We start from the raw sequence: 24,706 nt of genomic DNA, 5'->3' as shown, positions 1-24,706 counted from the left end.
CCATTTCGTGAGTGAGGGACAGTGCTTTTGCTAGGCGCATAAAAAATCCGATGCTCGTTTCCAAGCATCGGATTTTGCGGCCTACGGGCTAAAGCTCAAAGCGTCAGTCTTAACTGACTGGCATTAACCCGCAGGTCGCCTTTTGACATCTCACATCACGCTCAACGTGCCGGGCCTTCAGCCACGCCCAGGTCGTCGGTCGGACGGGTGTCGATCAGCGGACCGCCACCGGAAGCCAGCTCCGACTGCAGCTTGTCGGTGTCCAGCTCCTTGACCCACTTGGCCACGACCACGGTGGCCACGGCATTGCCGACCAGGTTGGTCAGCGCGCGGGCCTCGGACATGAAGCGGTCGATACCGAGGATCAGCGCCAGGCCGGCGACCGGCAGGTGGCCGACAGCGGACAAGGTGGCAGCCAGTACGATGAAGCCCGAACCGGTGACGCCAGCCGCCCCCTTGGAAGCCACCAACAGCACCAGCAACAGGGTGATCTGGTGGGTGATGTCCATATGGGTGTCGGTGGCCTGGGCGATGAACACCGCGGCCATGGTCAGGTAGATCGAGGTGCCGTCGAGGTTGAACGAGTAGCCGGTCGGAATCACCAGGCCAACCACCGACTTCTTCGCGCCCAGGCGTTCCATCTTGGCCAGCATGCGCGGCAGGGCCGACTCCGACGACGAGGTGCCCAGCACGATCAGCAACTCTTCACGGATGTAGCGGATCAGCTTGATCACGCTGAAACCGTGGGCCCGGCAGATGGCGCCGAGCACCACCAGCACGAACAGCAGGCAGGTGATGTAGAAGCAGGCCATCAGGTAGCCCAGTTGCACCAGAGAGCCCACGCCGTACTGGCCGATGGTGAAGGCCATGGCCCCCATGGCACCCAGCGGGGCCAGCTTCATGATCATGTTGATGATGTTGAACATCACATGGGCGAAGCGATCGATCAGGTCCAGTACCGGTTTGCCGTAGCTGCCCAGGCGGTGCAGGGCGAAGCCGAACAGCACCGAGAACATCAGCACTTGCAGGATGTCGCCGTTGGCGAACGCGCCAACCACGGTGTTGGGGATGACGTTGAGCAGGAAGCCGACGGTGGTCTGCTGCGCGCCGGCGGCGGCGTAGGCAGCCACGCTGCTGGCGTTGAGGGTGCTGACGTCGACGTGCATGCCGGCGCCCGGCTGAACCACGTTGACCACGACCAGGCCGATGATCAGGGCGATGGTGGAGACGATTTCGAAATACAGCAGCGCGTAGCCGCCGGTCTTGCCGACCGATTTCATGCTCTGCATGCCGGCGATGCCGCTGACCACGGTGCAGAAGATGATCGGGGCGATGACCATCTTGATCAACTTGACGAAGCCATCACCCAGCGGCTTGAGGGCGACGCCGGTTTCCGGGTAATAGTGGCCGAGCAGGATACCGATGGTGATGGCGACCAACACCTGAACATACAGCGATTTGTACAGCGGCTGACGTGTCGTCATGGCTCATTTTTCCTCGAGTGTGCCGGCGCATCCTTCCCAGGATGTCGGGGCACCTGAATCGCGAACCCTCCTGCACCTGGAGGGATTTGTCGTTGTGTTCGAGCTGCCTGGGCAGGCCTCTGCCAGCTGAATAGCAAGGGCGATGCCAAAATGCCCAGTCGAGGGGCAGAGCCCGTGTTTGCAGGGTGCGGATGCCCCAGGACGGGGCAGAAGGCGCGATCAGGAATGGCGGATTCCCGCCTGTTGGCGGAAATCGTACAGGGGCAATGGCGGATTTCCGCCCGCCAGCGTGGCTACAGACTATTGCCTGAAGCCCTCAGTCGAGGCGAAAGTCGATGCAGAACGCCGCCCCGCCCAACTCGGAGTCGCCCAGGCTCAACTCGGCGTCATAGCTGTCGATGATGTCCTTGACCACCGCCAGCCCGATCCCCTGCCCCGGGTGCTGACGGTCCAGGCGCTCGCCGCGCTCGAGAATCCGCTCGCGCTGGTCGGGCGGCACGCCCGGTCCATCGTCCTCGATGCACAGGGCCAGCAAGCCTGGCGTCTGGCGCAGGCTCACCCGCACCTGCCCCAGGCACAACCGGTAGGCGTTCTCCAGCAGGTTGCCGAGCAGTTCGAGCAGGGCTCCCCGCTCCATCGGTACCTGCGCCTGGGCCGGCAGGTCGAAGCGGACCTCGACGCGCTTGTCGCGATAGACCTTGGCCAGGGTGCTGCACAAACTGTCGAGCAACGGCTCGAGCAGCACCTGGTGGCGCACCAGACCACTCTTGCGCAGGCTGGCACGCTGCAACTGGTAGTCGATCTGCTGGCTCATGCGCTCGATCTGGCTTTGCAGCACCCAGGCCTGGTCGCGCTCGACCTTGCCCTGCTCCAGGCTCTCGCCCACACCCTGCAACACCGCCAGCGGGGTCTTCAGGCTGTGCGCCAGATCGTCCAGCGAGTCGCGGTAGCGCTGGCGCTGCTCGCGCTCGCTGCGCAGCAGGCGGTTGAGCGAGCCGGTCAGGCGCAACAGCTCACGCGGGTGCTCACGGCTCAAGCCGTCGCGCGCGCCGGCCTCGACCTCATCGAGTTCGACGCTCAGCCGGCGCAACGAGCGCAACCCCCAGGTCATGCCGGCCCAGAGCAGCACCATCAGCGCCAGCAGCGCCGCGCCGAAACCGAGGTAGAGCTTCTCGCGCAGGCCCTTGAGAGTCTCGTGGTACTCACGCACCGGCTGCAGGGCGACGATGCTGAACGCGGCGCTCTTGCCGCCCAGCAGCTTGACCTCGACGTCGTAGACGAAGAACTCCTCGCCATCGTCCTGGTGAATGCGCGCGAACTCGTTGCCGCGCCCGTCGTAGCGTGGGTGGTAGTTGATATTGCGGTTGCGCGTGGCCCGCGACTGCCAGACCAGCTTGCCCTGGCGGTCGAAGATGTAGCCGAGCAGGCCGGTGTAGGGCAGGTTGTAGCGCTCGTCCGGCAACAGGGCCGGCATCTGCAACTGGCCATGCTCGATGCGCGCGGCGGAGATCAGGGTGGTCACGTCCGAGGCCAGGCGCTGCTCGATCGACTCCTGCAACGCCAGGCTGAAGGCCTTCTGCAAGGCCGGCAGCAGCGCCAGCATGAACAGCAGCGCCAACAGCGCCGCCGCCAGCATCAGGCGCACTCGCAGCGAACGGATCACCGGCAGCGCTCGGTGAACAGGTAGCCCAGCCCGCGCACGGTATCGATCGGCTTGAAACCGTTGTCGCCCTCGAGCTTGCGCCGCAGGCGGCCGACCAGCACTTCGATGACATTCGGATCGCGCTCCTCGTCATCGGGATAGAGCTGCTCCATCAGCCGGTCCTTGGCCACCACCTGCTGGTGATGACGCATGAGGTATTCGAGGATGCGGTACTCGTAGGCGGTCAGTGCCAGGGGTTGCTCGTCCAGGGTCGCCTGCTTGCGGTTGAGATCGAGCACCAGCGGGCCAGCGGCGATGGTCGACTGGGTGAAGCCGCTGGAGCGGCGCAGCAGCGCGTTGAGGCGCGCCTCGAGTTCCTCGAACTGGAACGGCTTGACCACGTAGTCGTCGGCGCCGGCGGCCAGGCCTTCGACCTTGTCCTGCCAGTTGCCGCGGGCGGTCAGGATGAGAATCGGGAAGGTCTGGCCAAGGCTGCGCAGTTGGCGAATCAGATCCAGCCCGCTCATGCCCGGCAGGCCCAGGTCGATCACCGCCAGGTCATGGTTGTATTGCTCGGCCTGGTACAGCGCCTCCTCCGCGTTGGCCACCGCCTGCACCACATGGCCGCCCTCGCCCAGGCGCGTGAACAGGTGATGACGCAGCAGCGCCTCGTCCTCGACCACCAGCAACTTCATGCAGATCTCCTTAGTGTGGATTCACCTGTTCGATTGTAATCGCGGGGCAAACCCGCCCCCACGTCCGTGGGAGCAGGCTTGCCCCGCGATAGGCCCCGTACAGGATAACAGCGTCCTCAGAACTTGTAGGTCGCCGCCAGGTAGGTCTGGGCGCTGCTGTTCAGGCGCAGGGTGCCCTCCTTCGGCCCGCCATGGGCACCGATCTCGGTGGCGGCGTTGGTGCGCAGGTAGCGGTAGCCCAGTTCCACCGAAGCATTGTCGGTGACTTCCTGGATCACGCCAGCCTGCAGGCCGGCAGCATAGCCGTAGTCGGTGTCGCGGCGGGCACCCGGGGAATCCTGGGTCAGCTTGGTCATGCCGAGGGTGGCGCCACCGAACAGCTTGGTGGTGTCGCCCACCGGCAGGAACAGGTCATAGCTGCCCAGCAGGTTCTCCTGGCGCAGCTTCACGCCGCTGTGGTCGCCGGAGACGTTGTCATAGGTAGCGTAGTAGCGGCCCTGGTCGTTGATCTTGCCCAGGCGTACGCCCCAGGTGCTGTCCTTGCCGATGACGCCGTCGGCGTTGAGGTGGTCGGTATTGCGCTGCAGCAGGCCGGACTTGCGAACCTTGTCGCTGGTCTGGCCGTAGGTCAGGCTGGCGAACGTGTCATCGGCCTGGGCGCTGGTGGCGATACCGGCGGCGCAGACGGCCATGGCGGCGAGCAGGGTGTTGAGACTTTTCATGGGTTCTTACTCCAGTTGGATGCGCTGTTTCGGTCTGGGGGCTAGAGTAGGGAGGTCGCCCTGAACCACCGCTGAACCCAGCCTGAATCGCGGCTGAACGAAGCGGCCAACACCGATAAAGGAGTTTGACCATGCGTTCCCTGCTTGCCTTGGTCTTGTTGTGCAGCGCCAGCCTGGTCCAGGCGGCGGTGCAGACCCGCGAAATCCGCTACCAGGATGACGACGGCAATCCGCTGATCGGCTACTACGCCTACGACGATGCCGTCGAAGGCGATCGCCCGGGGATCGTCGTGGTGCATGAGTGGTGGGGGCTGAACGACTACGCCAAGCGCCGCGCGCGCGATCTCGCCGCCCTGGGCTACCACGCCCTGGCCATCGACATGTACGGCAAGGGCAAGCACACCGAGCATCCCCAGGACGCCCAGGCGTTCATGGCCGAGGCGATGAAGGACCCCGAGGCCGCGGCCAGGCGCTTCGACGCGGGGCTCAAGCTGCTCAAGGAGCAACCGAACACCAACCAGCACGAACTCGGCGCCGTGGGCTACTGCTTCGGCGGCAAGGTGGTGCTCGACGCCGCGCGCCGCGGCGAGAAGCTCGATGCCGTGGTGAGCTTCCACGGCGCCCTGGCGACCCAGACGCCGGCCAAGCCCGGGGTGATCCGGGCCAAGATCCTGGTGGAGCATGGCGAGGCCGACAGCATGGTCACGCCGGAGCAGGTGATGGCATTCAAGAAGGAAATGCACGATGCCGGGGCGGACATGAAGTTCGTCGGGATCCCCGGGGCCAAGCACGGGTTTACCAACCCGGATGCCGACCGTTTGAGCCATGGCGAGCATGGCGGTCCGGATATCGGCTATGACAAGGCGGCTGACGAGAGCTCGTGGAAGGATATGCAGGTGTTCTTCAAGAAGGCGCTCGACTGAAGGGCCATCGCAGGCTGGCGCCAGCTCCTATACAAGTACCGTGCAGGCTTCAAGTGCTGCGATACACCTGTGGGAGCTGGCGTCACCTGCGATACCTCTGTGGGAGCTGGCGTCAGCCTGCGATGGGCTGCGCAGCAGCCCCGGCAATCTGCGCGCCATGGCACAATACCCGGCATGAACAGACTCCCCCTCTGCTGCGCCCCGCTTCAGCACCACTGGCCCCTGCCCCGCCCGCTCCCCGGCGCGGTGCTGGTCAGTTGCGCCTTCGACCCGGCCCGCCTGGCCGCCGACGACTTCCAGCGCGCCGGCATCGCGCAGACGCCGAACCTGCAACGCTCGGTGGCCAAGCGTCAGGCCGAATACCTGGCTGGCCGGGTCTGCGCCCGCGCCGCCCTGCAGCGCCTGGACGGCCGCGACTACGTGCCGGCCAGCCACGAGGACCGCTCGCCCATCTGGCCCGTCGGCATCCATGGCTCGATCACCCACGGCCAGGGCTGGGCCGCCGCGGTAGTGGCCGTCGACGGCGCCTGCCGCGGCCTGGGACTGGATCAGGAAAGCCTGCTGGATGAGGAGCGCGCCGAGCGCCTGGCCGGCGAGATCCTCACTGCCGCGGAGCTCGAGCGCCTGGATCGCAGCCAGCAGGCGCTGGCCGTGACATTGACGTTCTCGCTCAAGGAAAGCCTGTTCAAGACCCTCTACCCGCTGACCCACCAGCGCTTCTACTTCGAGCACGCCGAACTGCTGACCTGGTCCGCCGACGGCCACGCCCGCCTGCGCCTGCTCACCGACCTGTCGGCCGAGTGGCGCCACGGCGTCGAGCTCGATGGCCAGTTCTGCGTACAGGATGGCCACCTGCTCAGCCTGATCAGCGTCTAGTCACGCGGCTGCTGGCGTGGCCAGCTCAAACTGAAGCTGGCCCCGCCCAGCGCCGCGCTGCGTCCGACCAGGGCACGGCCACCGTGCCAGTAGATGATCCGTCGCACGATCGACAACCCCAGGCCATGCCCGCCCGAGGCCCGGGTGCGACTGTCGTCCAGGCGGGTGAAGGGGGTGAAGATTCGATCCCACACCCCCTCCGGAATGCCGGGCCCATCGTCCTCGACATCGATTCGACAGCGCTGCTGGCCCAACTCATAGCTCAGCCGTACCTCGGACTCGGCATGGCGCATGGCATTGCGCACCAGGTTCTGCAAGGCCCGATGCAGGTAGCGCGGCTCGGCCTCGACCCACGCCTGGCCAGCGTCCAGCCCGTGGCATTCGCCGCGTACCACCCGGACCTCGGCACGCAGCGGCGCCAGCTCGGCGATCACCCGCGCCAGCAAGGCGTCCAGGTCCAGCGCCTGGAAATCCAGCGCCGGCGCGCCCTGCTCCAGGCGGGCGTAGGTCAGCATCTCGTCGACCAGCTTGTCCAGGTCCTGGATATCGCCGTCCATGCCGGCCAGGTGCTTGGCCCGGGCCTGCTCGGTGCTGGCGCTCTCGATCATCTCCAGGCCAAAACGCAGCCGTGCCACCGGCGTGCGCAATTCGTGGGACACCGCCCGCACCAGTTCGCGCTGCATGGTCAGCGAGCGCTGCAAGTGCTCGGCCATGCCATTGAAAGCGGCAGCCAGGCGCCCCACCGAATCGGCATCGCCGGCCGGTACCCGGGTATCGAGGCTGCCCTGGGCGATGCGCGTGGCGGCCACTTCGAGCCCCGAGACCCGCCGTTCCAGCTGGCGCACCAGCAGGTAGACCACCAGGCCGATCAGGCACAGGCCGAGGAAAGCAATCAGGATCAGCAACTGCGGCGGATACGGATTGAGCTGATACAGCGGGCCGATCTCCAGCACCCAGGGCGAACCGGACAACCCGGCGAACACCCGGATCGAATCACCGTCCCGACCCAGCGCCATCACCGTGTCGCCCTCCTCCACCCGCCGCCGCTGGTCATCATCCAGCGCGGCGCGCTCGATGCGTTGCAGCGCGACATTGAAGCCGAAGCCCTTGTCGTGACGGATCTGCGCCAGGCGGGCCTGCTGCTCGGTCACCGGGTAACGCACCAACTCGTCGGCCAGCAGGTAGAGCGTGGCGCGGGCCAGTTGCTCGCTGATCTGCTTGACCTCGGCCACCAGCAGCAGGTCCTCGCGGCCGACCCGGCGCAGCACCCGGGCAGCATGCGGACCGGTTTTCTCCACCACCACCAGGTCGCGGTACAGCCGGGCGCGCTGGCCGCCGTCGAGGGTGAACGCCGACAGCGGCTGCACCTGCAGCGGCACGCCGAGCAGGCGCCCCCAGATCATCAGCGAGCGGGTGCGCTCCACCGCGTTCTGCTGCGCCAGGTTGTCGGCCATCAGGCTGAAGGTGCCCTGGGCCAGGCGCTCGCGATGCTGCTCGGCGCGTACCTGGTTGACCAGGTGCAGGCTGAGCACGCCGAGCACGGCCACCAGTACCAGCACGGCGAGCATGCCGCCGTAGATGCGCAGGAAGATCGAGTTCATGGCGCCTCGCCGACGAACAGGTAGCCCTTGCTGCGCAGGGTCTTGATCAAGCGCGGGGTGATCGGGTCGTCGCCGATCTTGGGGCGGATCTTCGAGATGCGCACGTCGATGGAGCGGTCCTGGCCGTCGTAGCCGACGCCGCGCAGCGAGGTGAAGATCTCCTCGCGGGACAGTACCCGCCCGGTGTTGCTGGCCAACAGCCAGAGCAGGTCGAATTCGGCGCTGGTCAGCTCGACCAGTTGGCCATTCAGACGCGCCTCGCGCAGACGACTGTCTATGTGCAACGGGCCGAAGGTCAGGTCCTGGCGCCGCTCCGGGGCTTCGCTGCGACGCAACAGGGCGTTGATGCGCGCCAGCAGCAGGCGCGGGCGCACCGGTTTGCACACGTAGTCGTCGGCCCCCTGGTCCAGGCCCTGGACCTGATCGAGCTCGTCGCTGCGCGCGGTGAGCATGAGGATCGGGCCGGCGTACTGGCCGCGTACCCGACGGCAGATGCTCAGGCCGTCCTCGCCGGGCAGCATGAGGTCGAGGACCACCAGGTCCGGCTGGCTGTCGATGATGCGACGCACGGCGCGGCCGCCATCGCCTTCCACCGCCACCTCGAAGCCGTTGGCCTGGAGGTACTCGGCGGTGAGCTCGGCCAGGCGCTGGTCGTCCTCGACGATGAGGATGCGGTTGATTGGCTGGTCCATGGCCTTACCTTTCTTCTGGTTTTTGTCGGGCCTTGCTGTTGCCTGTGTCGGCCCATCGCGCGACAAGGCCAGCACAACCCTTTGATTCCAGCGAAAATCCGCCTTCACCAAAGCGCAATATCAGCCCCGGATACTACGTCGCGCCCCCACCCCTGCCAACCACCTCGCGAACCCCTCGACTGAACCGTTTTTTGTGATAGGGTTCGCGCCCGCAAAATTCTGCGGCAGGGCGTGGCAGCGGCAAAAAATAGTGCAAACCACTTGGGACAAGGCCTACAGCCGATACCCACGAATCACTCACAAAGTACCCACAACTTATCCACAGGCGCTCGCCTTGCAAAGCCCCCCAGACCGCATTATCTTGTATCCCTATCGCAGCGAACCACTAGATATTGGGTTTCGTGCAAAATCACAAACACAAGTCAACAGGCAAATTCAAGCGAATTTTCTGTCTGAACTTAACGTGATTCCAGCAGCCAAACCGCTCCAGCGGAGGCGACCGAGGCAAGGGCCCAGACGACCTTGTTCGGGCATGCGTGTTGCAGGCAAGGCCCCGCACGCATCAGCAACAGATTCCGGGTACGCCCGGAACCTTTGACTTCGGCCAGGGAGCGGCAGGTTATTGCCCTTATTCCTGATCTGTCCCGAAGTCGGTAAGCCCGAGCGGGCGGATGCGCATGCATGCCCATCCCCGCGACGGCCATCGAGCAAGTGGACGGAACGGTGGGCGCCCAACAGGCGCCTGAACACTATAGAAACTGTGGAGACACCCACCCATGCAAACCGACACAACTCGCGAGAACCCGCAGGGCAAAGCGCCGCAGGCCGCCGATTCGAACCAGGATCTGGCTGCCACCGCGCCTGGCCAACTGCGCGTGATCAAGCGCAACGGCACTGTCGTCCCCTACACCGACGACAAGATCACCGTAGCCATCACCAAGGCGTTCCTCGCAGTTGAAGGCGGCACCGCCGCCGCCTCGTCGCGCATCCACGACACCGTCGCGCGCCTGACCGAGCAGGTCACCGCCACGTTCAAGCGTCGCATGCCATCGGGTGGCACCATCCACATCGAAGAAATCCAGGACCAGGTCGAACTGGCCCTGATGCGCGCCGGCGAGCAGAAAGTCGCCCGCGACTACGTGATCTACCGCGACCAGCGCGCGAAAGAGCGCGCCACCCGCGCCAACACCGATTCGGTGGTCGAGCCGCACCCAAGCATCCGCATCACCCTCGCCGACGGCAGCCTGGCCCCTCTGGACATGGCCCGCCTGAACACCATCATCAGCGAAGCCTGCGAAGGCCTGGCCGAAGTCGATGGCGAGCTGATCCAGCGCGACACCCTGAAGAACCTGTACGACGGCGTCGCCCTGAAGGACGTCAACACCGCCCTGGTGATGACCGCCCGTACCCTGGTCGAGCGCGAGCCGAACTACTCGTTCGTCACCGCCCGCCTGCTGATGGACACCCTGCGCGCCGAAGGCCTGGGCTTCCTGGGCGTGGCCGACAGCGCCACCCACCACGAGATGGCCGAGCTGTACGCCAAGGCCCTGCCGGCCTACATCGAGAAAGGCGTCGAGTTCGAACTGCTCGACCCAGCGCTCAAAGGCTACGACCTGGAGCGCATGGGCAAGGCGATCAACCACGAGCGCGACCAGCAGTTCACCTACCTGGGCCTGCAGACCCTGTACGACCGCTACTTCATCCACAAGGATGGCGTGCGCTTCGAGCTGCCTCAGGTGTTCTTCATGCGTGTGGCCATGGGCCTGGCGCTGGAAGAGAAAGACAAGGAAGCCCGCGCGATCGAGTTCTACAACCTGTTGTCGTCGTTCGACTACATGGCCTCGACCCCGACCCTGTTCAACGCCGGCACCCTGCGCCCGCAGCTGTCGAGCTGCTACCTGACCACCGTGCCGGACGACCTGTCGGGCATCTACCACGCGATCCACGACAACGCCATGCTGTCGAAATTCGCCGGTGGCCTGGGCAACGACTGGACGCCAGTGCGTGCACTGGGCTCGTACATCAAGGGCACCAACGGCAAGTCGCAAGGCGTCGTGCCGTTCCTGAAAGTGGTCAACGACACCGCCGTCGCCGTCAACCAGGGTGGCAAGCGCAAGGGCGCCGTGTGCGCCTACCTGGAAACCTGGCACCTCGATATCGAAGAGTTCATCGAGCTGCGCAAGAACACCGGTGACGACCGTCGTCGTACCCACGACATGAACACCGCCAACTGGATCCCTGACCTGTTCATGAAGCGCGTCTTCGACGACGGCAAGTGGACCCTGTTCTCGCCGTCCGAAGTGCCTGATCTGCACGACCTGACCGGCAAGGCCTTCGAAGAGCGCTACGAGTACTACGAAGCCCTGACCGAGTACAACAAGATCAAGGTATTCAAGACCATCCAGGCCAAAGACCTGTGGCGCAAGATGCTGTCGATGCTGTTCGAGACCGGCCACCCATGGCTGACCTTCAAGGACCCGTGCAACCTGCGTAGCCCGCAGCAGCACGTGGGCGTGGTCCACAGCTCGAACCTGTGCACCGAGATCACCCTGAACACCAACAAGGACGAGATCGCGGTCTGCAACCTGGGCTCGATCAACCTGCCGAACCACATCATCGACGGCAAGCTGGACACCGCCAAGCTGCAACGCACCGTGAACACCGCCGTGCGCATGCTCGACAACGTGATCGACATCAACTACTACTCGGTGCCGCAAGCGCGCAACTCGAACTTCAAGCACCGCCCGGTGGGCCTGGGCATCATGGGCTTCCAGGACGCGCTGTACCTGCAGCACATCCCGTACGGCTCCGATGCTGCCGTCGAGTTCGCCGACAAGTCGATGGAAGCGGTCAGCTACTACGCGATCCAGGCTTCCTGCGACCTGGCCGACGAGCGCGGCGCCTACGAGACCTTCCAGGGTTCGCTGTGGTCCAAGGGCATCCTGCCGCTGGACAGCCAGCAGATCCTGATCGAGGCCCGTGGCCAGAAGTACATCGACGTCGACCTGACCGAGAGCCTGGACTGGGCACCGGTGCGCGAGCGCGTCAAGAAAGGTATTCGCAACTCGAACATCATGGCCATCGCGCCAACCGCGACCATCGCCAACATCACCGGCGTGTCGCAGTCGATCGAGCCGACCTACCAGAACCTGTACGTGAAATCGAACCTGTCGGGCGAATTCACCGTGATCAACCCGTACCTGGTCCGCGACCTGAAGGCCCGCGGCCTGTGGGACTCGGTGATGATCAACGACCTGAAGTACTACGACGGTTCGGTGCAGCAGATCGAGCGTATCCCGCAAGAGCTGAAGGACCTGTACGCCACCGCGTTCGAAGTCGAGACCAAGTGGATCGTCGACGCCGCCTCGCGTCGCCAGAAGTGGATCGACCAGGCCCAGTCGCTGAACCTGTACATCGCCGGCGCCTCGGGCAAGAAGCTGGACGTGACCTACCGCATGGCCTGGTACCGTGGTCTGAAGACCACCTACTACCTCCGTGCCCTGGCCGCGACCAGCACCGAGAAGTCGACCATCAACACCGGCAAGCTCAACGCCGTGTCGAGCGGCGGCGACAGCGCCCCGGTCCAGGCCGCGGGCCCAGCCCCGGTACCGAAGGCCTGCGCCATCGACGAGCCGGATTGCGAAGCCTGCCAGTAAGGCGCGCAGAGGCTACCCCCGGGTAGCCTCTTTTCTGCGCCACGGCGCAGAACCCTGTGGGAGCTGGCTTGCCAGCACCTCCCCACAGCCAGACACAACAAGCCGGGGCCCAACGCCCCGGTCAGCCCTCCCCGGGCATTCCAGATTTGCGTGCACCGCACCGCAACCAAGATCCACCGGCCATACTCATTGATGGCCCTCAAGCAGGAGATCTCACCATGCTGAGCTGGGACGAATTCGACAAAGAAGACGGCGAAGTCGCCGCCAAGGGCAACACCGGCGCACAAGCCGCTGCCACCACCACCCTCGACAAGCTCGACAGCGCCGGCGGTGCCGCCGCCCTGGAAGCCCGCGCCGCCACCGCTTCCGACTCCGACGCCGTCAAGCGCGCCAAGGCTGCCCTGGACGCCCTGGACATCGCCGAAGGCCTGGCCGAGCTGGAAGGCTCCTCGGCCCGCGTCGCGGTCGACGAGAAGCGCATGATCAACTGCCGCGCCGACCTCAACCAGCTGGTCCCGTTCAAGTACGACTGGGCCTGGCAGAAGTACCTCGACGGCTGCGCCAACCACTGGATGCCGCAAGAGGTCAACATGACCGCCGACATCGCCCTGTGGAAGAGCCAGGACGGCCTGACCGAAGACGAGCGCCGCATCGTGATGCGCAACCTCGGCTTCTTCTCCACCGCCGACTCGCTGGTTGCCAACAACCTGGCCCTGGCCGTGTACCGCCTGATCACCAACCCCGAGTGCCGCCAGTACATCCTGCGCCAGGCCTTCGAAGAGGCGATCCACACCCACGCCTACCAGTACTGCATCGAGTCGCTGGGCATGGATGAAGGCGAGATCTTCAACATGTACCACGAGATCCCGTCGGTCGCTAAGAAGGCGGCCTGGGGCCTGAAGTACACCCGCGCCATCTCGGACCCGGAGTTCAACACCGGCACCGTCGAGACCGACAAAGAGCTGCTGCGCAACCTGATCGCCTACTACTGCGTACTCGAAGGCATCTTCTTCTACTGCGGTTTCACCCAGATCCTGTCCATGGGCCGTCGCAACAAGATGACCGGCGTCGCCGAGCAGTTCCAGTACATCCTGCGTGACGAGTCCATGCACCTGAACTTCGGCATCGACGTGATCAACCAGATCAAGATCGAGAACCCGCACCTGTGGGATGCCGCGATGAAGGAAGAGGCTACCCAGATGATTCTGCAGGGTACCCAGCTGGAGATCGAATACGCTCGTGACACCATGCCACGCGGCGTGCTGGGCATGAACGCGGCGATGATGGAGGATTACCTCAAGTTCATCGCCAACCGTCGCCTGACCCAGATTGGTCTGAAGGAAGAGTATCCAGGGACTACCAACCCGTTCCCATGGATGAGCGAGATCATGGACTTGAAGAAGGAGAAGAACTTCTTTGAGACTCGCGTTATCGAGTACCAGACTGGTGGTGCTCTGAGCTGGGATTGATCATCCAGCACTTAAGAAAGGCTGCCTTCGAGCAGCCTTTTTTATTAGCCGCGATCAGGCCAGGTATCAGGGCCGCTTTGCGGCCCATCGCGGGTCGGCAGTAGCCCTACCCCGTTCAGTCCGGCAAGCAGACTCGCAAACGGTGGCCATCAGGGTCGAGGGCGACGAAGGTCAGGCCGAACACCGCCCGCGCCAGGGGCTGCTCGATGCGTACGCCCAAGGCCTGCCAACGGGCATGCAGCGCTTCGACCTCGGCTTCGCTGTCCACCATGAAACCAAACTCCATGCGCTGCCCGGTACCCCCGGAATGGAAGTTCGGCGCCTGCTCCGACCACAGTCCCAGGTGCAGGTGATCGCTGAAGGCGAATGCCACGAAGGTAGGAAACGAGCGCAACGGCGCACGCCCGAGCAAGCGTTCATAGAACGCGCTGCTGACAGTTGGGTCGGCGACGTAGAGTACAAACAGGTTGGGCTGGATCATGATGCTGCACCTTTCGTTGAATGAGAGCCCGCAGCCTATTCGACGCTACTGACAATTTCTGTCAGCATGCCGCCATGACCCGCACCGAACGCCTGCTCAACCTGCTCCAGCGCCTGCGCTGCCACCGTCACCCCGTCAGTGGGCAGGTGCTCGCGCGGGAACTGAACGTCAGCCTGCGGACCCTGTACCGGGATATCGCCACGCTGCAGCAGCAAGGGGCCGATATCCACGGTGAGCCGGGCGTGGGGTATGTGCTCAAGCCGGGCTACCTGCTACCGGCGCTGATGTTCGACCCGGTCGAGCTGGAGGCCTTGCTGCTGGGCCTGCGCTGGGTACAGCGGCGCACCGACCCGGCGCTGTCCGAAGCGGCGTGCGGGGTGCAGGCCAAGCTGCGGGCGGTGCTGGGGCCGCAGGCATTGCAGCTGCTCGAGAAGGTGCCGCTGTTCGCCGGGCCAGGCCAGGCAGAGGATGACGATGGCGCAGTGGCCACGCTGCTGCGCAATGCCATTCGCGATGAGCGCAAGGTGGTGATCGACTATGCCGATATGGCCGGGGCATGCACCCAGCGGACGATCCGCCCGGTGTCGCTGGGCTACTTCGACGGGTTTCGCATTCTCGCGGCGTGGTGTGAGCTGCGCGGGGAGTTTCGGCATTTCCGCCTGGTACGCATTGCCAGGTGCATGCCGACTGGAGAGCTGTTCAGCGGACAAGGGGGCTGGCTATTGGCGCAGTGGAAGGCGCATACCCGCGAGCGGGGGATCGTGGTGCAGCCGTGATACGGGCCTTGTGGGAATAAGCTCGTTCGCGATACCGACCAGACGGGTGCCATGCCCTGCACGAAGTGTTCAGCAAAGCAAGGCGATGGTCCTGTCGATCCGACCTTGCACAGTCCGTAGCGTGTCCGGGCGAATCATGCGTGGGTAGCGCGCTTCTGCCAGCTAGGCGAAAGGCTTACCAGCATACGCATGCGCTCGATCACCTGGACCTCACCCATCACATCCATCTGGTGCTTCCCCCTTCACTAAATGGATTCATGACGGATGAAGCTTGAGAGGCAGACTCATCCCACAGCCACTGGCGAAGCCAGTGGCATGCCCTTGAGATAGCGCGGACAAGCCGGCCTCTACAGGCCCAACAGGGGATGCGCTCAGCCCAGTTGCATCCGATACTCGATCACCCCCGGCCTCTCGGCAATCCAGTCATACAGCCGCTGCGCGGTCTTGTTGGTTGCCTGGGTATGCCAGTACAGCCGGTCGCACTGTTGCTCACGCGCCCGCCCCTGAACGAACTCGATCAGTTGCTTGCCGATCATCCGCCCCCTTGCGCTCGGGCACACGAACAGGTCTTCCAGATAGCAGAAGTCGTTGCAACCCCAGGTCGAGCGGTGGAACACATAGTGGACGAAGCCGAAGATCCGCTCGCCATCGGTGGCCACGGCGCAGTGCATGGGCTCGGCTGGATCGAAGAAGCGGGCCCAGGTGCGCTCGGTGATGGCTGGGCCCAGGTCTACCTGGTAGAAGGCCTGGTATTGCGCCCAGTGGTCGCGCCATGAGGGCAGGTCGGCTTGCTTCACTTCGCGAATGAAAACGGGCAGTTGGGTGGTGGTCATCGTTGGAACCCCTTTTGGGCAAAGCAGTTTGAATGAATGAGGGGCCGGCCTGCCCGTAGCGCGTGCCTTCCTTGGTGGTTGCTTGCGGACCTGAGTTTTATAGCGGATAAATGGCTGGTATTTACCTGCCAATTTATCTGCAACAGCCAGACCATTCAGGGATTGTGGATCAGCGTAAGGCTTGAGATTGCTGGGGGCGCTTTGCGCCCCTTGCACGACACAAGGCCGCTCCTGCAGGGCACGCGGTCGCCTGCCGGACCGGTCGGAAAGGGGCGCCGGCATTGGCAGTCATCCATCAGATCCATCAGCCAGGGAGTGAGGCCAATGTTCAAACACGCGCAACTGGAATCAGTGAAAGCCTGGATCAACGATCCCGCCCACAACGCGCAAGCCTTGCATGTGCGCATCCAGCGGGCGATCCGCCAGTTGATCCTCGACGGGGCACTGCCGGTGGGCAAGGCGCTGCCCGCCTCGCGCCCGCTGGCCCAGTCCCTGGGCGTCTCGCGGGATACCGTGGAGTCGGCCTACAGTCAGTTGCACGCCGAGGGTTTTATCGAGCGGCGCGTGGGCAGCGGTAGCTTTGTATCGCAACGAGCCCGCTGCCTGCCGCTGCGCAAGCGCCAGCGCCCGGCACACAGCGAAGCCCCGGTGCAGTTGAGCCGCCGCGGTGAAGCGCTGTTGCAGAGCGGGGGCGTCCACAACTTCCAGTCGCCCCGCCCCTTCGCCCCGGGCGTGGCCGAAACCCGGCACTTCCCCCTGGCCATCTGGGAGAAGCTGGAGCGCCAGGTGTACAAGGAATACGGCACGCGGGCACTGGAACCCAGCGAGCCGCAGGGCATGGCTCCCTTGCGCAGGGCAATCGCCGACTACCTCAACCTCGAACGCGGGGCGCAAGCATCCGCCGAACGCATCCTGATCCTCACCAGCTCGCAGCAAGCCCTTGGCCTGTGCGCCCAGGTGCTCATGGACCCAGGCGAACAAGTCCTGGTCGAAGATCCGCTGTACCAGGGCACCCGCAAGGCCGCCACCGCCGCCGGACTGGAATGCCTACCAGTCCCCGTGGACGACCGTGGCATGCAGGTGGATGCCATGGCTCGGCTTGCGCCGGATGCCGGGGCCCTGTTCCTCACCCCCTCCCACCAGTACCCGACCGGCGCTACCCTATCGCTGGACCGGCGCTTGCAGGCGATCGAATGGGCACACCAGCAGCGGGCCTGGATCATCGAGGACGACTACGATAGCGAATTCCACTACGAAGGCCGGCCCACAGCCTGCGTGCAGGGGCTCGACCCGCATGGGCGCACGCTCTATATCGGCACCTTCACCAAGTCGCTGTTCGCCGGGTTGCGGATCGGCTACCTGGTCCTGCCGCCCCAGCTGGTCGCACCGATGACCGCGGCGCGTACCTTGCAAGACGGGCATACGGCCTCGGTCGCCCAGCTGACCCTGGCCAGGTTCATCGAGGGTGGGCATTTCGGTGCCCACGTGCGCAGCATGCGCACGCTCTACGGTCGACGGCGGGATGCGTTGGCTGGACTGGTGCGCGAGCACCTGGGCGCTTTTCTCGCGCCGCAGGTGCCAGCCGGGGGCTTGCAGATGGCCTGCCATTTCCACCGGGATCTGCCGGAAGATGCGGTGGTCAAGGCGGCCAAGGCGGCAGGTATCGATCTGATGGGGCTCGGCAGCCTGTATGCCACGCCGAGGAACGATGTGGGCTTGTTGATGGGGTTTGCCGCGCAGACGCCGGGGGAGATGGCGGTGGCGGTGAAAGCCTTGGCCAAGGTGCTCGACGGCAGGTGAAGGGCTAGCCTTGCACTGGCTTCAGGGATTGCTCCGCGCGCCAGCGCCCACAGGCACCTCTGAGGGCGGTCTCTGGCGGGAACTCAGCACAGATGCACCTGACTGCGCAGGTGCTCGGCCAGCATATCGATGAACGTGCGGACCTTGGTCGAGCCGTACTTGCTCTCGCGATGCAGGATATGGATCGGCCATGGCGCCTCTTCGTATTCGGCGAGGATCACCTGCAACCGTCCCGCCGCCAGCTCGTCGGACACTTGGTACGACAACAGGCGGGCAATGCCCAGCCCGGCACTGGCGGCGGCAATGGCGGCGTCGTTGCTGGTCACGGTCAGGCGTGGCTTCATGCGGATCAGGGTCGGGTCGTCGATCGCGCCGAAGCGCCAGTCGGTCCGTGGCGACAGGGTACCCGCGGCGATGACTTCATGCTTTTGCAACTCGCAAGGATGACGCGGGGTGCCATGGCGCGCCAGGTACTCGGGCGAGGCGCATAGCAGGCGGCGCATGCTGCCCACGCGCAAGGCCTTGAGGCCGGAGTCGGGCAATTGGCCGATGCGCACGGCCACATCCATGCCTTCTTCCACCAGGTTCACCACCCGATCGAGGAAGTACGCCGACACATCCACCTCGGGGTACTGCTGCAGGTAGCGGACGATGCAGGGCATGACGAACTTCTTGCCGAACAGGATCGGCGCGGTCACCGCCAGGTCGCCCTTGGGCGCGGCGTTGATGCCGGCGGCGGCCTCGTTGGCCTCTACGATGCTGGCGAGGATATGCCGGGTGTCTTCCAGGTAGCGGCCACCGGCTTCGGTCAGGCGCACGCTGCGGGTGGTGCGCAGCAGCAGCTTGACCCCGAGCTGCTCCTCCAGGGCGCTGACCGCGCGAGTCACCGCCGCCGGCGAAATCGCCAGGCGGCGCGCGGCGGCGGCGAAGCTTTCCAGCTCGCCGACGGCGACGAACACCTTCATCAGGTGGATCTGGTCCATGCGAGCTCCTGGCGGCCGGGTGGAAGGGATTATCCGCTGACGCGAAGGATTGTGCAGGGCTCCCCCGCTGCTGTACACGATTGACGTGGGATGAAGGCGAGACACCTTGCCTGACTTCGTCGCAGGGCAAGCCCGTTCCGACGAAGCATGATCAGACCAATCGCAGCAGCAGCCTCACAATTCCAGTACCAACGCCTGAGCGCCGGGCTCTGCCTGCGCCGGCACCGCGCAGCAGATCAGTATCGTCCCCTGCTCGGGCATTTCGGCAGGCGGGTTCGGGTAGTGGACCTGGCCGCCGAGCAGGCGGGTCTTGCACGTACCGCAGGATCCCCCGCGGCAACTGAAATCCGGCGCCAGGCCACGGCGCTCCGCCAGCTCCAGCAACGTACCGCTACCCGGCGTCCAGCGTGCCTCCTTGGCGGAACGGGCAAAGCGCACCGGTACCGGCTCACTGGCGGCCGGAGGTTGCTGCAGCGCAGGCAGCAGGGCGTCCGTGTGACGGCGCAGGGTCGAAGGTCCGAAGGCTTCGGCATGGATGCGCGCATCGGGTACATGCACCTCGCGCAGGCCTTCGTAGAGCTCCTGGGTAAAGCTGGCCGGGCCGCACAGGTAGAAGTCGTAGTCATCCAGGGCCAGCGTGGCCTTGATCTGGGCGATCCCCAGCCGCCCGGCAAACGCATCGGCGCCAGGCTCGGGCTGGCTCAGGGCCCGGTGGATGGTCAACAACCCGTTGCCACGCCGTTCGAGTGCGGCAAGCTCCTGCTGGAACGGCAGGTCAGCCAACGTACGGCCACCGTGGAACAGGTAGATGCGCCGCCCCGGCGTCTTGGCCAACTGCTCGCGGAGCATGGCGATCAGCGGGGTGATACCGACACCCGCGCCGATCAGCACGAGGGGCCTGTCGCTCTGCGGATCCAGAATGAAGCGGCCCATGGGCAGGCGCACCTCCAGGCGATCGCCGACCTTCACCTGTTGATGCAGATACCGCGAGGCCGCCCCCTGCGCCTTGACACTGATGCGCAGATCGCCATCGGAGGGCGCGCTGGACAGGCTGTAGGTGCGAATCAACGGCGTCTGCCCCTCGATCTGCAAGCGCACGGGAATATGCTGGCCAGGCGCGAAAGTCACTGCCGTGCCATCTTCGGGTTGCAGGTAGAAGGAGCGGATATCGCGGCTTTCCTGCTCGATGCGTAGCACGCGCCAGCTCAGCCATTGGCGCTGCCGCTCGCGCTGTTGCAGACGCTGCTCGGCCTCGGTCCAGGTGCCGGTTGCCAGGCTCGTGGGAGCGTACTCCTGGAATGCCCAGCGCAGCGACACGGCGGCTGGGCGGAGCACTACCTGCTCGACCTCCACGGTCCAGATCCGCTCGGCTCCTTCGAAGGTGCCGATCAGCGGGCTGTCGAGCAGCACCTCGGCTCGCCCGTACACCTGCAGCACATCGCCGCGAGTGAAGTCGACGAACAACAGGCCTGCGCGCGGATTCACCAGTAGATTGCCCAAGGTGTTGAAATGCAGGTTGCCGGCATAGTCGGGAATGCTCAGGCGATTACCTTCGACCCTGACGAAACCGGGCCGGCCACCGCGATGGGACACGTCCACCGAGCGCAAGCCGTTTTCATGCTCGACGTAGCTGGCGACGAAGAAGGTGTCGGCGCGCTCGATCATGGCCCGGGACATGGCATCGAGTGTCGATGCGTCCTGACGCGCCTGAGCGGGCTCGTCGACACGGGCGTACTGGCGCAGCTGGATGTACTGCGGGCAGTTGCCGAACGACTGTTCGACCAGCACCTCCAACTGGCCTGCGCTTGCCCGACGGATCAGGCCATTGAGGCGGTTGCGCCGCCGCGTGTGCAACTCGATCCCTAGCAGGCCGATGGCGCCACCGGCCACCAGGCCCGACGTGGCCGGGTCATCGGCGACAGGTTGGGTGGCAATCAGCAGTTGTCGTGGATCGGGCGAGCCGACGAAGCCCTCAGGGCCTTCGAGCAGCGTCGCCCAGGGCTTGCCATCGGTGTCCACGGCAGCCGCCACCAGGAACGGCAGCTGCCGGAAGAATGCTCGATGCTGTTCAGGCATATGGTCGCGGATGACCTTCTGCCCGAATGCCTCCATGCGCTCGGCAACACCGACTTGCTCCTGCAGACGTTTCTCACCTGCATGCCAGGGCGAACGCATGGCGGCATACCTCGTGACTCAGAGCGTGGCCTGCAGACCGATGACCGTACGCGGCATCGGCACGAAGCCCGGCAGCGCTTCGATGCGGGCCAGCCAGGCGCGTACGTTGGGGTACGGCTCCAGCGACACGTTGCCTTCCGGCGCGTGGGCGATGTACGAGTAATTGGCGATATCGGCGATGGTCGCATGGTCACCGACCAGGAACGGGCCCTTGGCCAGCTCGGCGTCGATCACCTTGAGCAGGCTGTGGGCGCGGCCAATGACTTCGTCGGTATTGAACGAGGCACCGAACACGGTCACCAGGCGCGCAGCAGCCGGGCCGAAGGCCAGCGGGCCTGCCGCCACCGACAACCAGCGCTGCACGCGGGCGGCGCCGACTGGATCTTCGGGCAGCCAGCGCTCACCGCCATAGGCTTTGGCCAGGTAGACCAGGATGGCATTGGAATCGGCGATGACAATGCCGTTGTCATCGATCACCGGCACCTGACCGAAGGGGTTGATGGCGAGGAACTCAGGCAGCTTGTGCTCGCCCTTGGCCAGGTCGACGAACACCAGCTCGGTGGGCAGGCTCAACAGCGCCAGCATCAGCTCGATGCGGTGGGCGTGGCCGGATCGGGGGAAGTTGTAGAGTTTGATCGGACTTGGCATGTTCGAAGCTCCGGGTCAGCGCCGGGAGTGGCGCTGCTGGAGGACATGCTGCACTGGATCGACTGACAGCAGAATCAGTATCGAGAGCAATCCAGTATTTCGTCAGGTGGAATAATTGGCCGTCTCACAGGCCATTCGCCGGCAAGGTAATCACTGCGCCCGGCAGGAGCCGACTTGCCGGCGAATGTCGCCTCAGTGTCGCTGCTGTTTCTGGTACTGGTACAACCCGCGCGCAGCCGCCACCACCTGCGGTACACAGGCCTGGTGCTCATCGAAACTCATCGAATCGAGCAGCTCGAAGTTGTCTTCCAGGCCATGCAGGGAAATAGCCTTGAGCCAGACGTCCTGCACCGGCGGCAATTCACCCCACTCGGCAACCTGGGTACCGCGCATGTAACCGAAGCACCACTCTTCGAGAATGACTGCCGCCCCCTCCTCGCCTTCGCTTTCCTCGAACAGCGGCTCGAAGTGTTCGAGGTCATCGGCCAGTTCTTCGGCCACCTGGCTGGCATAACGTAGCATCAGCGCGGTGTAGGCTTCTTCATGGGCGGGCTTCTTGAACTTGGGCACCTTGCCACCGGCGACGGCGGGCAACCACTGTTCCGGGTTGACCTTGACCGGGGAACTGGCCAAGGCGGTGAAGAAACCGTTGAGTTCAGCCAGGTTGAGCACCGAGTAGTCGTTGCCGTAGGTGATCAACAGGTCTTCGAGGCGGTCGAGTTCTTTTTCGCTGAGAGCGGGGAGCATGGCGGGGTGTCCTGGGTAAATGTGCGAGCACCCTAGCACAAGTCCCCGCCAGGCTTCGTACTGAACCTAGTTCGCCAGCCAGACGTCGAGGGGAAACGTGCTGCCCACGGTAGGGCTGAAGAGGTTGGCTCGATAGCCAGGTCGCCAGGATGGTTATGAGTTGATCCGATGGTCATGATCTCAGGCTCTCAGGGAAGATGAGGCGCGGAGCATGCCGAGAGCAAGGAGAGGAATATCGGTAGGTAGGTATCGCTGGCCGGGTTGAAGCTATCGCGGGTCAATCCCGCCCCCATCGGTCCTGTATCAGACCTGTAGGAGCGGGCTTGCCCCGCGACGGGACTGTCAGCTTTTAGACCGCCAGCGCACGCTCACGCAGCTCGCTGTTGAGGATGCGGTCGTTCTCGCTGTAGTCCACCGGGCAGTCGATCACGTGCACACCTGGGGTCTTGATGCAGTGCTCGAGCAGCGGCAGGAAGCCGTCGGCGCTCTCCACGCGGTGGCCGTTGGCACCATAGGCTTCGGCGTACTTGACGAAGTCCGGGTTGCCGTAGTCCAGGCCAAAATCGGTGAAGCCCATGTTGGCCTGCTTCCAGCGAATCATGCCGTAGCCGTCGTCACGCAGGATCACTACGGTGATGTGCATGCCCAGGCGCACTGCCGTTTCCAGCTCCTGGCTGTTCATCATGAAACCGCCATCGCCGCACACCGAGATCACCGGACGGTCCGGATAGACCAGGTGCGAGGCCATCGCCGATGGCAGGCCAGCCCCCATGGTCGCCAGGGCGTTGTCCAGCAGCACGGTATTGGGCTTGTGTGCCTTGTAGTTACGGGCGAACCAGATCTTGTAGATACCGTTGTCCAGGGCAACGATGCCTTCGGATGGCAGGGCGCGACGGATGTCGGCAACCATGCGCTGCGGATAGACCGGGAAACGGTCGTCGTCGGCGCCTTCGGCGATCTGCGCCTCGTTGGCCTCACGGATGGCCATCAGACGGGTGAAGTCCCAGTGGCTGGTGTCGGTCAGCGCTTCGCTGATCTGCCACACGGCGTTGGCAATGTCGCCAATCACTTCCACCTGCGGGAAGTACACGGCATCCACCTCAGCCGAGCGGAAGCTCACGTGGATCACTTCGGTGCCACCACGAACCATGAAGAACGGCGGTTTCTCGATGACGTCGTGACCAATGTTGACGATCAGGTCAGCGGCCTCGACCGCACGGTGCACGAAGTCACCGGACGACAGCGCGGCGTTGCCCAGGAAGCGCGGGTGGCGCTCGTCGACCACACCTTTACCCATCTGGGTGGTGATGAACGGGATACCGGTCTTGTCGATCAGTTGCTTGAGGACCTTGGCGGTCATCTTGCGGTTGGCGCCGGCACCAATCACCAGGATCGGGTTGCGGGCGTTCTTCAGTTTCTCGACGGCGGCGTCGATGGCCACGTGCTCGGCCAGCGGACGACGGTGCAGGCTGCGTGGAATCGGCAGCGCATCGGTCTGCTCGGCGGCGATGTCTTCAGGCAGTTCCAGGTGCACGGCACCCGGCTTCTCTTCCTCGGCCAAGCGGAAGGCCTCACGCATGCGCGCCGGGATGTTGTCGGCCGAGGCGAACTGGTGAGTGTACTTGGTGATGGGGTCCATCATGCCGCACACGTCAATGATCTGGAAACGGCCTTGCTTGGACTTCTTGATCGGCTTCTGGCCGGTGATCATCATCATCGGCATACCGCCCAGATAGGCGTAGGCGCTGGCGGTCACCAGGTTGGTGGCGCCGGGGCCGAGGGTCGACAGGCTGACGCCGGTCTTGCCGGTCAGGCGGCCATAGGTGGCAGCCATAAAGCCCGCGGACTGCTCGTGGCGGGTCAGTACCAGCTTGATCTTCGATTTGCGCAGGGACTCGAGCAGGTCGAGGTTCTCCTCGCCGGGGATGCCGAATACATACTCGACACCTTCGTTTTCCAGGCATTGCACAACGACATCGGCGGCCTTGGCCATCTTGCTTCTTACCTCAAGTAATAGGACGGTTGAAAGTCCAGAAATGCGCAGCACGGTACGCTGGCATCGCTCTGTCCGGGGGCCAGGATTGCCCCGAACCTAAGCCTTGACGCAGGGTAGGCACGGGGAAGTCACGTCAACGAACGGTAATAATTGTCGCACCCTTGGCGGGTGGAGGGTGAGATCACCGACGGGCAAAAGGCTTTTGCGCAGGAGCGGGCTTGTTCCGCGATGAGGATGGCACCGGCTCCTGCAACGCTTGGCCCCTGTAGGAGCGGCCTTGTGTCGCGCAAGGGTTGCAAAGCAGCCCCAAGGTCCTGGCGCTGCGTCAAGGTTGCACTGGCTTTACGGGCACGGAAAAGACAAAACCCCTACCTGCATGCGCAGATAGGGGTTTTGCGAAATGAATCTTGACGATGACCTACTCTCACATGGGGAAGCCCCACACTACCATCGGCGATGCATCGTTTCACTACTGAGTTCGGGATGGGATCAGGTGGTTCCAATGCT

19 protein-coding genes and 1 rRNA gene are annotated in these 24,706 nt (G+C 64.5%); 6 read left to right on the top strand and 14 right to left on the bottom strand.

What is annotated here, in order from left to right:
- Positions 1-161: 161 nt before the first annotated feature.
- The 4 genes from F3J43_RS23270 to F3J43_RS23255 all read right to left on the bottom strand — a co-directional run bounded on the left by F3J43_RS23270 (position 162) and on the right by F3J43_RS23255 (position 4,543).
- Positions 162-1,484: a dicarboxylate/amino acid:cation symporter gene (locus tag F3J43_RS23270; RefSeq protein ID WP_166892817.1), complete on the bottom strand. Its 1,323-nt coding sequence runs from the start codon at positions 1,482-1,484 to the stop codon at positions 162-164.
- A 316-nt stretch (positions 1,485-1,800) separates the two neighbouring features.
- A complete protein-coding gene (locus F3J43_RS24385) occupies positions 1,801-3,147 on the bottom strand; it encodes an ATP-binding protein (RefSeq protein WP_166892815.1) in 1,347 nt (448 codons plus the stop codon).
- Entirely contained in the window at positions 3,144-3,821 is a 678-nt protein-coding gene (locus F3J43_RS23260; RefSeq protein WP_028690933.1) for a response regulator, read from the bottom strand. The genes F3J43_RS24385 and F3J43_RS23260 overlap by 4 nt, the downstream gene beginning before the upstream one ends.
- 116 nt (positions 3,822-3,937) lie before the next feature.
- Positions 3,938-4,543, bottom strand: coding sequence for an outer membrane protein (locus F3J43_RS23255; RefSeq protein ID WP_166892812.1), 606 nt, complete (start codon positions 4,541-4,543; stop codon positions 3,938-3,940).
- Between the two features lie 131 nt (positions 4,544-4,674).
- Between F3J43_RS23255 and F3J43_RS23250 the strand changes: the two genes are divergently transcribed.
- Positions 4,675-5,466, top strand: a complete 792-nt coding sequence (locus F3J43_RS23250; RefSeq protein WP_166892809.1) for a dienelactone hydrolase family protein — start codon at positions 4,675-4,677, stop codon at positions 5,464-5,466.
- A 174-nt stretch (positions 5,467-5,640) separates the two neighbouring features.
- On the top strand, positions 5,641-6,342 hold the full coding sequence (locus F3J43_RS23245) for a 4'-phosphopantetheinyl transferase family protein (RefSeq protein WP_166892806.1): 702 nt from the start codon (positions 5,641-5,643) through the stop codon (positions 6,340-6,342).
- On the opposite strand, the gene F3J43_RS23240 is transcribed toward F3J43_RS23245, so the two are convergent.
- Positions 6,339-7,943, bottom strand: a complete 1,605-nt coding sequence (locus F3J43_RS23240; protein WP_166892790.1) for an ATP-binding protein — start codon at positions 7,941-7,943, stop codon at positions 6,339-6,341. The genes F3J43_RS23245 and F3J43_RS23240 overlap by 4 nt on opposite strands.
- A complete protein-coding gene (locus F3J43_RS23235) occupies positions 7,940-8,635 on the bottom strand; it encodes a response regulator (RefSeq protein WP_166892786.1) in 696 nt (231 codons plus the stop codon). The genes F3J43_RS23240 and F3J43_RS23235 overlap by 4 nt, the downstream gene beginning before the upstream one ends.
- 776 nt (positions 8,636-9,411) lie before the next feature.
- On the opposite strand from F3J43_RS23235, the gene F3J43_RS23230 reads away from it, so the two are divergent.
- Positions 9,412-12,291 carry a ribonucleoside-diphosphate reductase subunit alpha gene (locus F3J43_RS23230; protein ID WP_166892783.1) on the top strand — a complete coding sequence of 960 codons (2,880 nt, stop codon included), beginning with the start codon at positions 9,412-9,414 and terminating at the stop codon, positions 12,289-12,291.
- 218 nt (positions 12,292-12,509) lie between these two features.
- Positions 12,510-13,760: a ribonucleotide-diphosphate reductase subunit beta gene (locus tag F3J43_RS23225; protein WP_166892780.1), complete on the top strand. Its 1,251-nt coding sequence runs from the start codon at positions 12,510-12,512 to the stop codon at positions 13,758-13,760.
- 115 nt (positions 13,761-13,875) lie between these two features.
- Here the strand turns inward: F3J43_RS23225 and F3J43_RS23220 are convergent, their stop codons facing one another.
- Positions 13,876-14,241 (bottom strand): VOC family protein, encoded by a 366-nt coding sequence (locus F3J43_RS23220; protein ID WP_166892777.1) that lies wholly within the window; start codon positions 14,239-14,241, stop codon positions 13,876-13,878.
- Positions 14,242-14,315: 74 nt separating this feature from the next.
- Between F3J43_RS23220 and F3J43_RS23215 the strand changes: the two genes are divergently transcribed.
- The gene (locus F3J43_RS23215) at positions 14,316-15,017 is read left to right on the top strand and encodes a helix-turn-helix transcriptional regulator (RefSeq protein ID WP_166892774.1); all 702 of its coding nucleotides are present in this window, start codon (positions 14,316-14,318) and stop codon (positions 15,015-15,017) included.
- 371 nt (positions 15,018-15,388) lie between these two features.
- Here F3J43_RS23215 and F3J43_RS23210 read toward each other — a convergent pair whose 3' ends face one another.
- Complete coding sequence (locus F3J43_RS23210; RefSeq protein WP_166892772.1) at positions 15,389-15,850, bottom strand: GNAT family N-acetyltransferase; 462 nt, start codon at positions 15,848-15,850, stop codon at positions 15,389-15,391.
- Between the two features lie 324 nt (positions 15,851-16,174).
- Here F3J43_RS23210 and pdxR point away from each other — a divergent pair, with 324 nt between their 5' ends.
- Positions 16,175-17,650, top strand: coding sequence for a MocR-like pyridoxine biosynthesis transcription factor PdxR (gene pdxR / locus F3J43_RS23205; protein ID WP_166892769.1), 1,476 nt, complete (start codon positions 16,175-16,177; stop codon positions 17,648-17,650).
- 83 nt (positions 17,651-17,733) lie between these two features.
- Here pdxR and F3J43_RS23200 read toward each other — a convergent pair whose 3' ends face one another.
- The 6 genes from F3J43_RS23200 to rrf all read right to left on the bottom strand — a co-directional run.
- On the bottom strand, positions 17,734-18,633 hold the full coding sequence (locus F3J43_RS23200; RefSeq protein ID WP_166892766.1) for a LysR family transcriptional regulator: 900 nt from the start codon (positions 18,631-18,633) through the stop codon (positions 17,734-17,736).
- A gap of 174 nt (positions 18,634-18,807) precedes the next feature.
- Positions 18,808-20,808 carry a pyridoxamine 5'-phosphate oxidase family protein gene (locus F3J43_RS23195; RefSeq protein WP_166892764.1) on the bottom strand — a complete coding sequence of 667 codons (2,001 nt, stop codon included), beginning with the start codon at positions 20,806-20,808 and terminating at the stop codon, positions 18,808-18,810.
- An 18-nt stretch (positions 20,809-20,826) separates the two neighbouring features.
- The gene (locus F3J43_RS23190; RefSeq protein ID WP_166892761.1) at positions 20,827-21,456 is read right to left on the bottom strand and encodes a glutathione S-transferase family protein; all 630 of its coding nucleotides are present in this window, start codon (positions 21,454-21,456) and stop codon (positions 20,827-20,829) included.
- A gap of 192 nt (positions 21,457-21,648) precedes the next feature.
- Positions 21,649-22,203: a UPF0149 family protein gene (locus tag F3J43_RS23185; RefSeq protein ID WP_166892756.1), complete on the bottom strand. Its 555-nt coding sequence runs from the start codon at positions 22,201-22,203 to the stop codon at positions 21,649-21,651.
- 349 nt (positions 22,204-22,552) lie between these two features.
- Positions 22,553-24,196: an acetolactate synthase large subunit gene (locus tag F3J43_RS23180; RefSeq protein ID WP_166892752.1), complete on the bottom strand. Its 1,644-nt coding sequence runs from the start codon at positions 24,194-24,196 to the stop codon at positions 22,553-22,555.
- A 408-nt stretch (positions 24,197-24,604) separates the two neighbouring features.
- Positions 24,605-24,706 (bottom strand): 5S ribosomal RNA (gene rrf / locus F3J43_RS23175); the annotation flags it as partial.

It is taken from the genome of Pantoea sp. Cy-639, from assembly GCF_011752525.1.
In the GTDB taxonomy this organism is placed as follows: domain Bacteria; phylum Pseudomonadota; class Gammaproteobacteria; order Pseudomonadales; family Pseudomonadaceae; genus Aquipseudomonas.
Note: the sequence above shows the minus strand (reverse complement) of the source record. Positions and strands in the feature narration are given on the sequence as shown.

Excerpts from the sequence above, each read along its gene's own strand:
- F3J43_RS23180 (WP_166892752.1), bottom strand. The coding sequence starts at position 24,196 with ATGGCCAAGGCCGCCGATGTCGTTGTGCAATGCCTGGAAAACGAAGGT.
- F3J43_RS23195 (WP_166892764.1), bottom strand. The coding sequence starts at position 20,808 with ATGCGTTCGCCCTGGCATGCAGGTGAGAAACGTCTGCAGGAGCAAGTC.
- F3J43_RS23210 (WP_166892772.1), bottom strand. The coding sequence starts at position 15,850 with ATGACCACCACCCAACTGCCCGTTTTCATTCGCGAAGTGAAGCAAGCC.
- F3J43_RS23200 (WP_166892766.1), bottom strand. The coding sequence starts at position 18,633 with ATGGACCAGATCCACCTGATGAAGGTGTTCGTCGCCGTCGGCGAGCTG.
- F3J43_RS23260 (WP_028690933.1), bottom strand. The coding sequence starts at position 3,821 with ATGAAGTTGCTGGTGGTCGAGGACGAGGCGCTGCTGCGTCATCACCTG.
- F3J43_RS23185 (WP_166892756.1), bottom strand. The coding sequence starts at position 22,203 with ATGCTCCCCGCTCTCAGCGAAAAAGAACTCGACCGCCTCGAAGACCTG.
- F3J43_RS23250 (WP_166892809.1), top strand. The coding sequence starts at position 4,675 with ATGCGTTCCCTGCTTGCCTTGGTCTTGTTGTGCAGCGCCAGCCTGGTC.
- F3J43_RS23215 (WP_166892774.1), top strand. The coding sequence starts at position 14,316 with ATGACCCGCACCGAACGCCTGCTCAACCTGCTCCAGCGCCTGCGCTGC.
- F3J43_RS23230 (WP_166892783.1), top strand. The coding sequence starts at position 9,412 with ATGCAAACCGACACAACTCGCGAGAACCCGCAGGGCAAAGCGCCGCAG.
- F3J43_RS23225 (WP_166892780.1), top strand. The coding sequence starts at position 12,510 with ATGCTGAGCTGGGACGAATTCGACAAAGAAGACGGCGAAGTCGCCGCC.
- F3J43_RS23190 (WP_166892761.1), bottom strand. The coding sequence starts at position 21,456 with ATGCCAAGTCCGATCAAACTCTACAACTTCCCCCGATCCGGCCACGCC.
- F3J43_RS23235 (WP_166892786.1), bottom strand. The coding sequence starts at position 8,635 with ATGGACCAGCCAATCAACCGCATCCTCATCGTCGAGGACGACCAGCGC.
- F3J43_RS23240 (WP_166892790.1), bottom strand. The coding sequence starts at position 7,943 with ATGAACTCGATCTTCCTGCGCATCTACGGCGGCATGCTCGCCGTGCTG.
- F3J43_RS23255 (WP_166892812.1), bottom strand. The coding sequence starts at position 4,543 with ATGAAAAGTCTCAACACCCTGCTCGCCGCCATGGCCGTCTGCGCCGCC.
- F3J43_RS23220 (WP_166892777.1), bottom strand. The coding sequence starts at position 14,241 with ATGATCCAGCCCAACCTGTTTGTACTCTACGTCGCCGACCCAACTGTC.
- F3J43_RS23270 (WP_166892817.1), bottom strand. The coding sequence starts at position 1,484 with ATGACGACACGTCAGCCGCTGTACAAATCGCTGTATGTTCAGGTGTTG.
- F3J43_RS23245 (WP_166892806.1), top strand. The coding sequence starts at position 5,641 with ATGAACAGACTCCCCCTCTGCTGCGCCCCGCTTCAGCACCACTGGCCC.
- pdxR (WP_166892769.1), top strand. The coding sequence starts at position 16,175 with ATGTTCAAACACGCGCAACTGGAATCAGTGAAAGCCTGGATCAACGAT.